General features: G+C 72.2%; 7 protein-coding genes. 4 read left to right on the top strand and 3 right to left on the bottom strand.

What is annotated here, in order from left to right; translation table 11 throughout:
- Window positions 1-25 precede the first annotated feature (25 nt).
- Window positions 26-1,273 carry a deoxyguanosinetriphosphate triphosphohydrolase gene (locus tag FV229_RS10525; RefSeq protein ID WP_147751919.1) on the top strand — a complete coding sequence of 416 codons (1,248 nt, stop codon included), beginning with the start codon at window positions 26-28 and terminating at the stop codon, window positions 1,271-1,273.
- 73 nt (window positions 1,274-1,346) lie between these two features.
- On the opposite strand, the gene FV229_RS10530 is transcribed toward FV229_RS10525, so the two are convergent.
- On the bottom strand, window positions 1,347-1,841 hold the full coding sequence (locus FV229_RS10530) for a hypothetical protein (protein WP_147751920.1): 495 nt from the start codon (window positions 1,839-1,841) through the stop codon (window positions 1,347-1,349).
- A 289-nt stretch (window positions 1,842-2,130) separates the two neighbouring features.
- Between FV229_RS10530 and FV229_RS10535 the strand changes: the two genes are divergently transcribed.
- Complete coding sequence (locus tag FV229_RS10535; RefSeq protein ID WP_147751921.1) at window positions 2,131-3,306, top strand: MFS transporter; 1,176 nt, start codon at window positions 2,131-2,133, stop codon at window positions 3,304-3,306.
- A 390-nt stretch (window positions 3,307-3,696) separates the two neighbouring features.
- Here FV229_RS10535 and FV229_RS10540 read toward each other — a convergent pair whose 3' ends face one another.
- Entirely contained in the window at window positions 3,697-8,547 is a 4,851-nt protein-coding gene (locus FV229_RS10540; RefSeq protein WP_147751922.1) for an NAD-glutamate dehydrogenase, read from the bottom strand.
- A gap of 329 nt (window positions 8,548-8,876) precedes the next feature.
- On the opposite strand from FV229_RS10540, the gene FV229_RS10545 reads away from it, so the two are divergent.
- Window positions 8,877-9,083 carry a hypothetical protein gene (locus FV229_RS10545; protein WP_147751923.1) on the top strand — a complete coding sequence of 69 codons (207 nt, stop codon included), beginning with the start codon at window positions 8,877-8,879 and terminating at the stop codon, window positions 9,081-9,083.
- Window positions 9,084-9,171: 88 nt separating this feature from the next.
- Complete coding sequence (locus tag FV229_RS10550) at window positions 9,172-9,702, top strand: GNAT family N-acetyltransferase (protein WP_147751924.1); 531 nt, start codon at window positions 9,172-9,174, stop codon at window positions 9,700-9,702.
- A gap of 57 nt (window positions 9,703-9,759) precedes the next feature.
- Here the strand turns inward: FV229_RS10550 and FV229_RS10555 are convergent.
- On the bottom strand, window positions 9,760-10,257 hold a 498-nt coding region (locus FV229_RS10555; RefSeq protein ID WP_281406710.1), incomplete at its 5' end, for a bestrophin family ion channel.

Consider the following 10,257-nt stretch of genomic DNA (forward strand, 5'->3'; position numbering starts at 1 on the left):
CATCGCGAACAGATGGGCGGGACCCGTGCGCGCCAACGGTGAGCGCTGGCGCGCGCCCTACGCCACCGACCCGGGCGCGACCCGGGGGCGGCTGATCCCAGAGCCGGCCTCGCCGACGCGGAGCGACTTTCAGCGCGACCGCGACCGGGTGGTGCATTCCACCGCGTTCCGCCGGCTGAAGCACAAGACCCAGGTCTTCGTGCACCACGAGGGCGACCATTACCGCACCCGGCTGACCCACACCCTGGAGGTCAGCCAGATCGCCCGCGCGCTCGCCCGCGCGCTCGGCCTCGACGAGGACCTGGCGGAGGCGTTGGCACTCTCCCACGACCTCGGCCATACCTGCTTCGGCCATACCGGCGAGGACGCGCTCGACGCCTGCATGGCGTCCCATGGCGGCTTCGACCACAACGCGCAGGCCCTGCGGATTGTGACCCGGCTGGAGCGGCGCTACGCCGGCTTCGACGGGCTGAATCTCGCCTGGGAGACGTTGGAGGGCCTGGTCAAGCACAACGGCCCGCTGCTCGGCCCGGACGGGCGCCCGACTCCGCGCTACGCCCGCGAAGGCATCCCGGCAGCGATCCTCGAATACGATGCCCTGCATCCGCTGGAGCTCGCCCGCCACGCCGGCCCGGAGGCGCAGGCGGCGGCGCTCGCCGACGACATCGCCTACGACAGCCACGACCTCGACGACGGCCTGCGCGCCGGGCTGTTCGACCTCGCCGACCTCGGCGAAGTGCCGTTCCTGCGCGGCTTGCTCGACGAGATCGCCACCCTGCACCCCGGCCTGGAGGCGTCGCGCACCATCCACGAGCTCGCGCGGCGGGTGATCACCCGGTTCGTCGAGGACGTGATCACGGAGAGCCGGCGGCGGCTGGATCGTCTGGCCCCGGCAAGCGTCGCCGACATCCGCGCGGCCGACGCCCCGGTGATCGCGTTCTCGGCCGCGATCGCGGCCGCTGACGCCGACATCAAGCGCTTCCTCTACGCGCGGATGTACCGGCATCCCGAGGTGATGGCGGTGCGCGAGAAGGCCAACGCCATCGTCGCGGACCTGTTCGCGGCGTTCTCCGCCGACCCGACGCGGATGCCCGAGGAATGGAGCGCGGGGCTCGATGGGGCGCCGCCGGGCCGGATCGCGCGCCGGATCGCCGACTACATCGCCGGCATGACCGACACCTACGCGGTGCTCGCCCACCGCCGGCTCTATGCCGCGACGCCGGACCTGCATTGGAGACCGCCGAGCCGCGGCCTGCCGCTGACCGAGCCGTGAGGCGGGCCGTACTTGAGATACCTGGGCGGCGGGTGCCCGAAGCGCCCGCCGCCGCGCGGCTCAGCCGTTCGGCTCAGTAGCCCGAGCAGGTGCAACCGCTGCCATAGCCGTAGGCAGCCGGCGCGTAGCCGCCGTAGCTCCCGTTGTAGACGGGTGCGTAGCTCGCACCGTAGGCGGGGGCGTAGCCGTAGCCGCCATACCCGCCGCCGTAGCTGCTGCCGTAATCGTAGCCGCCGAAGCCATCCGACAGGGCGCCGGCCGCGAGCCCGAGGCCCAGGCCGATCCCGGCGCCGGCGATGCCGTAGCCGACGCCCCGGCCGTAGCCGCCGCGGTAGCCGTATCCGCCACGAATGCCGGCATAGCCGCCCCGGTATCCACCGTAGCCGCCATGATACCCACCGTAGCCGCCACGCGAGCCGGCGAAGCCACCGCGCGAGCCGGCGAAGCCGACGCTGCGGAACCCGCCATGGCCGCCCCAGCCACCGCCATACGGGCGGGCCTCGACGCTTGCGGGAACCGCGACCACGGCGGCGGCCAGCGTCGCGCCTGCCAGGATAAGAGCCTTCATCACGTCGTCTCCACTCGAGATACGAGGATCGCGACGGCCGGTCGCCGCGCGTTACGCCTAGGACTGTAATCAGCAGCCTGCACGACGACGGGGTGGCAGTGTACGCACCCGGGCAGTTATCCCGGCCCGATCGACGCTGCCCCTGGCAGCCCCGTCCGTGGGACAGGGCTGCGTCCCGATGACCGACGGTTCGCAACCGCGGGCGATCCGCCATGTTGACGGCATACCGCACCGCACAAAGAGGGACGGGCGCCCGCGCGCCCCGGTCCCGTGCCAACGGAGCCCCCGAATGGCCTCGCTGCCGATCCTCGCCCTCGCCGTCGCCTCCTTCGGCATCGGCACCACGGAATTCGTGATCATGGGCCTGCTGCCGGAGGTGGCGCAGAGCTTTTCCGTCACGATCCCGCAGGCCGGCTACCTCGTCTCGGGCTACGCGATGGGCGTGGTGGTCGGCGCGCCGCTCGTGGCGATCGCCACCGCGGGCCTGCCGCGCAAGACCGCCCTGCTCGCCCTGATGGCAGTGTTCCTCATGGGCAACGTCGCCTGCGCCGTCGCGCCGACCTACGCCACCTTGATGCTCGCGCGCATCGCCACCGCCTTCGCCCACGGCGCCTTCTTCGGCATCGGCGCGATCGTGGCGCGGGACCTGGTGCCGCGGGAGAAGCGGACGCAGGCGGTGTCGCTGATGTTCGCCGGGCTGACGCTCGCCAACGTGCTCGGCGTGCCGCTCGGCACCGCGCTGGGCCAGGCGGCGGGCTGGCGCGCGACCTTCTGGGCGGTGGTGGCGATCGGCGTCGCGGCGGGCTTCGCGATCCAGCTGTTCGTGCCGGCCGGGCTCCCCGGCTCGCGCGGCGGGCTGGCGGGAGAGTTCCGGGCGCTCGGGCGCTGGCCCGTGCTTCGGCCGATGCTGGTCTCGACCTTGTCCTCTGTGAGCTTCTTCACGGTGTTCACCTACATCACGCCGTTGCTGATGGGGGTGACCGGACTCAGCGCCCGCGGCGTCACCGGCGCCTTGTTCGTCGCCGGCATCGGGCTGACCGCCGGCAACCTGATCGGCGGACGGCTCGCCGACGGGAACCTCACCGCCACGGTGATCGGCAGCTTCCTCGGCCTCATCGCCGTGCTGACGCTGCTGGCCGGCGTCGCCCGCTTCGAGTTCGCGATGCTCGCGGCGCTGGTGGTGTGGAGCGGGCTCGCCTTCGCCCTGGTCTCGCCGCTGCAGATCTGGGTGGTGGAGGCCGCCAGCGACGCGCCGAACCTCGCCTCGACGCTCAACCAGGGCGCGTTCAACCTCGGCAACGCCACCGGCGCCTGGCTCGGCGGCGTCGCACTCACCGCGGGCGTTGGCTACGGGCAGCTGCCGTTGATCGCGGCGGCGGTGTCGACGTTGGGGCTCGGCCTCGCGCTGTCGGCGATGTCGGGCCCGACGCGGTCGGTGCTGCCGGCGCCGATCCATCCCGGCTGACATGAAGAACGACGCTCGCAGCCGAGCTGCAAGATACTGCAATTTTCGCATGCCCCGGCGCGAAATCGTTAATTTTTAGCGCTTGCCATGCGATCCACGCATCCGTTACGTGCGACGGACGCCATTGTTGCGACGCACCATGACGCGCATCTTCCGGGCGAACGGACGGCGTCTACGACCGTCAGACCTACGGAGTGCGAACCATGACCCAGCCTGCACCGAAGCCCGGCCTGTTCTCGCAGATGCTGCGTCTCTGGCTCGAGCACAACCAGCGCATGCTCGACATGCGGATGGGCCCGTTCTGAGCCTACGCGCACAACCCGTCGGCCCTTAAAAAGCCGGTCCCGCGCAAGCGCCGGGCCGGCTTTTTCGTGTCTGCGACCGGGCCGATCAGCGTCGCGCGAGATCGCCGAGCAGGCTCGCGGCGACGGTGGCCTTCGAGACCGTCAGCCCCGAGGCCGCGATGGCGTCGACCGCCCCGCGGATACGCGCCAGCGCCGGACCGCGCGCCTTGCCCCAGGCGGCGACCGCCTCCGGCCCAGGGCCGATGTCGTCCACGACCTCCGCCGTGAGCTGGCGGTGGGCGCTCGAGATGCCGGCCACCGCCCGTTCCAGGGCGACCCGGTCGAAGGTGTCGGAGACCGGCGCGGCGCGGGCGGCGGCCGCCAGCGCATCCAGGGAGAACTCCCGCTCCAGCGCGAAATGCGTCGCCGCGATCTCCGCCACCGGCCGTCCGCTGGTGCCGGCGACGCGGACGATGTCGGGCGCCGAGGTCAGCGCGCGGAGCGAGGCGAGGCGCAGGGCCGGCTCGTCGTCCATGCCCTGCCCGACGAGCTCCGCCCGCCGCCGCTCGATCGCGGCGTTGGCGTCCGCGCCGAGGACGCCGGGAAGGGCCGCAAGCACCGCGCCGATCCCGTCGCGGTACCGCGCGACGAGCGGAGCGATGCCGCCGGTCAGGTCGAGGTTGCGGATGAACCAGACGATGCGGTCGACCAGCAGGTCCTGCACCTCGGCGTAGAGTCCGACCTGCGCCTGCCCGCCGATGCGCCCGGCGAGCCCGTCGATCGCCGCGTTCAGCTCCATCAGGCCGAAGGCGTCGCGGGTCACGGCGTAGGCCTTCGCGATGGTGGCCGCGTCCGCCCCGGTCTCGTCGGTCAGCCGGGTGACGAGCGAGATGCCGCCGCGGTTGACGATGATGTTCGACAGGGCGGTGGCGATGATCTCGCGGCGCAGACGGTGTCCCTTCACAGCGTCGGGGAAGCGTTCGCGGAGCGCCTTGGGGAAGTAGCGCTGCAACTCGCGGTCGAAGTACGGGTCGTCGGGCACCGGGCTCGCCAGCACCGAGTCGTAGAGCGAGAGCTTGGCGTAGGCCAGCAGCACCGCGTATTCCGGCCGCGTCAGACCCTCGCCGCGGCGCATGCGCTCGGTGAGGGTCGCGTCGTCCGGCAGAACCTCGACGGCGCGGTCGAGCCGGCCTTCCGCCTCCAGCCCCTGCATCGTGCGCATCGCAAAACCGGTCTCGCCGAGGCCCCGGTGCAGGGCGAGGGTGAGGGCCAGGGTCTGCAGCTCGTTGTTGCGCAGCACGAGGTGCGCGACCTCGTCTGTCATGGCGACGAGGAGCGCGTTGCGGGCGTCCGGGTCGAGGCGGCCGTCGCGCTCCGGGATCATCAGCGCGATCTTGATGTTCACCTCGACGTCGGAGGTGTTGACGCCGGCCGAGTTGTCGATCGCGTCGGTGTTGAGCCGCACGCCGGCACGCGCCGCCTCGATCCGCCCGGCCTGCGTCAGCCCGAGGTTGGCGCCTTCGCCCACCGCCTTGGCGCGGATCTCCGGGCCGGTGATGCGCACCGCGTCGTTGGCCCGGTCGCCGGCCTGCTCGTCGGTCTCGGTGGTGGCGCGGACATAGGTGCCGATGCCGCCGAACCACAGCAGGTCCACGGGCGCCTTGAGGATCGCCTGCATCAGCTCGGCCGGCGAGGCGGAGGCGCGGTCGAAGCCCAGCGCCGCCTGGATCTCCGCCGAGAGCGGGATCGCCTTCAGCGCGCGCGAGAACACGCCGCCGCCGGCCGAGATCAGGCCCTTGTCGTAGTCGGCCCAGCTCGACCGGCCGAGGTCGAACAGCCGCTTCCGCTCGGCGAAGCTCACGGCCATGTCGGGGTTCGGGTCGAGGAACACGTCGCGGTGGTCGAAGGCCGCGATCAGCTTCAGCGTGCGCGAGAGCAGCATGCCGTTGCCGAACACGTCGCCCGACATGTCGCCGACGCCGACCACCGTCACCGGATCGGATTGGGTGTCGACGTCGATCTCGCGGAAGTGGCGCTTCACCGCCTCCCAGGCGCCACGCGCGGTGATGCCCATGCCCTTGTGGTCGTAGCCCTGGCTGCCGCCGGAGGCGAAGGCGTCGCCGAGCCAGTGCCCGCGCTCCAGCGAGAGCGCGTTGGCGATGTCGGAGAAGGTCGCCGTGCCCTTGTCGGCGGCGACCACGAGGTAGGCGTCGTCGGAATCGTGCCGCACGGTGTCGGACGGCGGCGCGATGCCCTCGCTGACGAAGTTGTCGGTGAGTTCGAGCAGCGTGCGGATGAAGATGCGGTAGCTCTCAGTGCCTTCGGCGAGCCACGCCGCGCGGTCGGAAGCCGGCGGCAGGCGCTTGGGGTAGAACCCGCCCTTGGCGCCCACCGGCACGATCACCGCGTTCTTGACCTGCTGGGCCTTCACCAGCCCCAGGATCTCGGTGCGGAAATCCTCCGGCCGGTCGGACCAGCGCAGGCCCCCTCGGGCGACATAGCCGTAGCGCAGATGCAGGCCCTCGACGCGGGGCGCGTAGACGAAGATCTCGAAGAACGGCCGCGGCAGCGGCATCCCGGACACCTTGGCGCAGGCGAACTTGAAGGCGATCGTCTCGCGCGGGAGCCCGTCGGCGGCCGTCTGGAAGAAGTTGGTGCGGACCGCGGCCTCCACGAGGTTGACGAAGCGGCGCAGGATGCGGTCCTCGTCGAGGCTGGTCACGTCGGCGAGCGCCGTTTCGATGGCCTCGCGGACGGCGGCCTCGTTCGCTTGGCGGTCGCCCTCGGTGACGGGGTCGAAGCGGGCGTAGAACAAAGCGACGAGCTGGCGGGCGATGCCGGGGTGCTGGCTCAGGGTCGCGGCGAGGTAATCCTGGCCGTAGCGCACGCGGAGCTGGCGCAGGTAGCGGCCGAGCGCCCGCAGCAAAGCCACGTCGCGCCAGGCGAGGCCGGCCTCCAGCACGAGGCGGTTGTAGCCGTCGGATTCGGCTTGGCCCGCGGCGATGGCGAGCATCGCCGCCTCCAGCGGCGCCTCGAGCGGGCCGATCTCGATCGCCGCGCCGGTGGCGCGCTCCAGCAGCATGTCGTGCAGCCAGACCCTGGTGTCGGCGCCGACCGCCGAAACGCTGTAGGTCCGCTCGTTGATCACGCGGAAGCCGAGGTTCTCCAGGCCGGGCACCCGGTCCGACAGCGGCAGCGACGCCCCGCGCGAGAACACCTTGAGGCGCACCTGCGCCGCCGGGTCGGTGTCGCGGCGGTCGATGGCGACCGCGCGCGGTCGTTCCTCGGAGAGCGATTCGAGGATGGCGATGTCGCCGATGGCGACCTCGGCGGAGAAGTTTTCGCGGTACGCCGCCGAGAAGCCCTCGCCGTAGCGGGCGGCCAGCGTCCGCGCCTCCGAGCCGCCCATGGCGTCGCCGAGGGCGGCGCGGAGCGCGTCGCCCCAGGTCCGCACCAAGGCGGCGATCCCGGCTTCGAGCGCCGACGGGTCGCGCTCCGGCGCGCCGGCCTCCGAGAAGCCGACCACGTAGTGGATGCGCGCCAGCGGCCCCTCGGGCAGGTCGGGATAGGTCGCCGAGAGCCGGCCGCCGTGCTCTTGCGCCAGGTAGGCGCCGATGCGGGCGCGCACGACCGAATCGTAGCGGTCCTTCGGCACGTAGACGAGGAGCGAGACGAAGCGCCCGAACCGGTCGGTCCGGGACAGGACGCGGATGCGCGGCCGGTCGGCGAGGTTGGCGATGGCGAGGGTGAAGCGGAACAGCCGGTCCACGTCGATCTGGAACAGGTCGTCGCGCGGGTAGGTCTCGAGCACCGCGAGCAGCGCTCGGCCCGCATGGCTCGTCGGGTCGAGGCCGGCCTTTGCCACCACGGCCGCAACCTTGCCGCGGAGATACGGCACCTCGCGGGCGAGCGCGGTGTAGGCAGCCGCGGTGAACAGCCCGACGATGCGGACCTCGCCGGTGAGCTTGCCGGTGGTGGAGAAGAGCTTCACCGCGACGTAGTCGAGATGCGCCGCCCGGTGGACGCGGGCCTTGAGGCTCGACTTGGTGATGATCAGCGCGTGCGGCTCTTCGAGGAAGGCCACGATCTCCGGCGTCATGTCGACCAGCGCCCGGCCGCGGCGCAGCACCGCGAGGCCGGGATCGCGCAGGATGCCGAGGCTCTCGGCCTCGGTGGCGGCCTCGCCGGGCAGCGCGTGCTCGCGCATGCCGAGCAGGGTGAAGTGGCCGTCGCGCATCCATTCGAGGAAGGCCCGCGCCTCGGCGACCTCGCCCTCCGGCAGGGGCGGGGGGTTGCGGCCGTAGCCCTCGGCGAGCTCCGCCAGCCGCGCCAGCATCGCGTCGTTGTCGTCCGTGACGAGGGCCACGTCCCGGAAGACCTGGGCGAGGCCGGCTTCGAGGCGTTCGCGCGCCTCGCCGGCATCGAGCCGGTCGAGGTGGATGTGGATGAAGCTCTCGCGCAGCAGCGCGCCGTGGGCGTCCGCCGTGGTCTCGCCGACGACGCGGAGCAGGGCGCCCGCCCCATCCCGCTCGACGCCGAGGATCGGGTGGGCGACGAGGTGGGGCGTCAGGCCCTGCTCGGTCAGCTCGGCCAGGGTCGAATCGAGCAGGTAGGGCCGGTTGTCGTTGACGACCTCGACGACGGTCAGCTCGCGGGTGCGCCCGAGGGCGGGCAAAGCCACGTCGACGAGGCGCAGGTTCGCCGCCGACCCGGTGGCGCGGGGCATCGCGAGATGGTCGCGGGCGGCGATCGCGAGGTCGGCCAGCGCCTCGGCCGGGTAGGGCGCCAGATCCTCCGGCGGCACCCGCCCGAACAGGTCGCGGACGAAGCCGCCCGGGCCGCCGCGCCCGCCGACGACCGAGGCCGCCGCCTCGATGAGGTCGGTGCGGGCGGATTTCGCCTCGCTCGTGGCCAGCGCAGTGGCCGATTCCAGGGCCGATTCGGTTTCCAGCACCATGGGCGGGACCCTCCCAACCGGCACCGGCGCCGGTTCCGCCCCGGACGTTAGGGGAGGGCCCATGGCGAGTCGATGACGCTCGCCGCCCACGGACCGGCAGCGGGTGACAGGCGGGCCGCAACGACCGGCGTTTCCGCGCTCAGTCCGTCACCGGCCAGCAGGCGCCATGCCGCGATCGGTTTCCGCAGATCGCAGCGAGCGCGGGAACCACGCGCCCGCCGACCGGTTGACGCTTCATTGGAGCTGTTCTAATTAAGAACTGCAGACGGGCAACGGGGCCGGCGACGGTTTCCAGGGCTCGCGACAGACGCCAGAACCGGAGTGACCCCATGACCTCGACCAACGCCTCCTGCGACAGCTGCCGCTTCTTCGACGACCACAAGACCAACGGCGCCTCCGCCGCCGGCGACCAGGGCCTGTGCCGCTTCAACCCGCCGGTGAGCCAGCCGGCTCCCGAGTCGAAGGGCCTGTGGCCGGTGGTGGCTTCTCAGGATTGGTGCGGCCACTTCACCGCCGAGATGACCGCGGCCGAGTAAGCCACGGGCGGTCCTTAAGAGGCCGCGGCACGATCGACGAGAGGGGTCGGCGCCCAGGCGCCGGCCCCTTCTTTGCGTGAGCGGAGCGATGACGCTGAACCTGCGGCCGGCCGTGGAGGCCGACATTCCCGCGATCACCCGGATCTACGCCGACGCCGTCCTGAACGGCACGGCGAGCTTCGAGGTCGAGCCGCCGACGGAGGCCGAGATGGCGCGCCGCCGGTCGGCGCTGGTCGCGGACGGCTTCCCCTACCTCGTCGCCGAGCAGGACGGCGTCGTTCGCGGATACGCCTATGCCGGCCCGTACCGCGCGCGGGCGGCCTACCGCGCGACGGTGGAGGATTCGGTCTACGTCGCGGAGGCCGCGCGCGGGCTCGGGATCGGCCGCGCGCTCCTGACGGCCCTGATCGCGGCCTGCGAGGCGATCGATGCGCGGGCGATGGTGGCGGTGATCACCGATCCGGGCTCGGAGCCGTCGGCCGCCCTCCATGCGGCCCTGGGCTTCGCGCATGTCGGCGTGCTGGACAACGTCGGCCACAAGCACGGGCGCTGGCTCGGCACCGTGCTGATGCAGCGGCGGCTCGGCCCCGGACCGGACATGGCCCCGACGCGGGCGTGACCGCGCGACTTCGCGAAAAAATGGACGCCGAACGCCGTGTGCGAAGGTCCCGCCCGCTCAGTCCAGCCGGTAGCGCACCGGCTCCATCGCAGGCGGCAGCGGCTCGCCGAGGGCGTCGAGCACCGTGCGCTCGGCCGTGCGCAGCATCGCGTCGAGGGGCAGGTCGTTCGCCTCGAGGCCGAAGGGCTCCTCGAGTTCGTCGCCGAGCGCGTCGAGGCCGAAGAAGGTGTACGCCACCAGCATGGTCGCGACCGGCGTCGCCCAGCCGAGCGAGGCCGACAGGCCGAATGGCAGCAGCAGGCAGTAGAGCCACGCCGTGCGGTAGAGCAGCAGCGTGTAGGCGAAGGGCAGGGGCGTTCCGTGGATGCGCTCGCAGGCGGTGTGGATCGCCGACAGGTCCGAGACCTTGCGCTCGAGGAGGCCGAACAGCACGTCGGTGAGGTGCCCGTCGCGATACGCGTCCGCGAGGTCGCGGGTCAGGCCGGCCAGCACCGCATCGGTCGGGCTCGGGCAGGCGCGCAGCCGCGCCGCCTCGTCCGGCGGCAGCCAGGGCGC

Source organism: Methylobacterium sp. WL120, assembly GCF_008039465.1.
In the GTDB taxonomy this organism is placed as follows: Bacteria; Pseudomonadota; Alphaproteobacteria; order Rhizobiales; family Beijerinckiaceae; genus Methylobacterium; species Methylobacterium cerastii.

Excerpts from the sequence above, each read along its gene's own strand:
- FV229_RS10530 (WP_147751920.1), bottom strand. The coding sequence starts at position 1,841 with ATGAAGGCTCTTATCCTGGCAGGCGCGACGCTGGCCGCCGCCGTGGTC.
- FV229_RS10535 (WP_147751921.1), top strand. The coding sequence starts at position 2,131 with ATGGCCTCGCTGCCGATCCTCGCCCTCGCCGTCGCCTCCTTCGGCATC.
- FV229_RS10540 (WP_147751922.1), bottom strand. The coding sequence starts at position 8,547 with ATGGTGCTGGAAACCGAATCGGCCCTGGAATCGGCCACTGCGCTGGCC.
- FV229_RS10545 (WP_147751923.1), top strand. The coding sequence starts at position 8,877 with ATGACCTCGACCAACGCCTCCTGCGACAGCTGCCGCTTCTTCGACGAC.
- FV229_RS10550 (WP_147751924.1), top strand. The coding sequence starts at position 9,172 with ATGACGCTGAACCTGCGGCCGGCCGTGGAGGCCGACATTCCCGCGATC.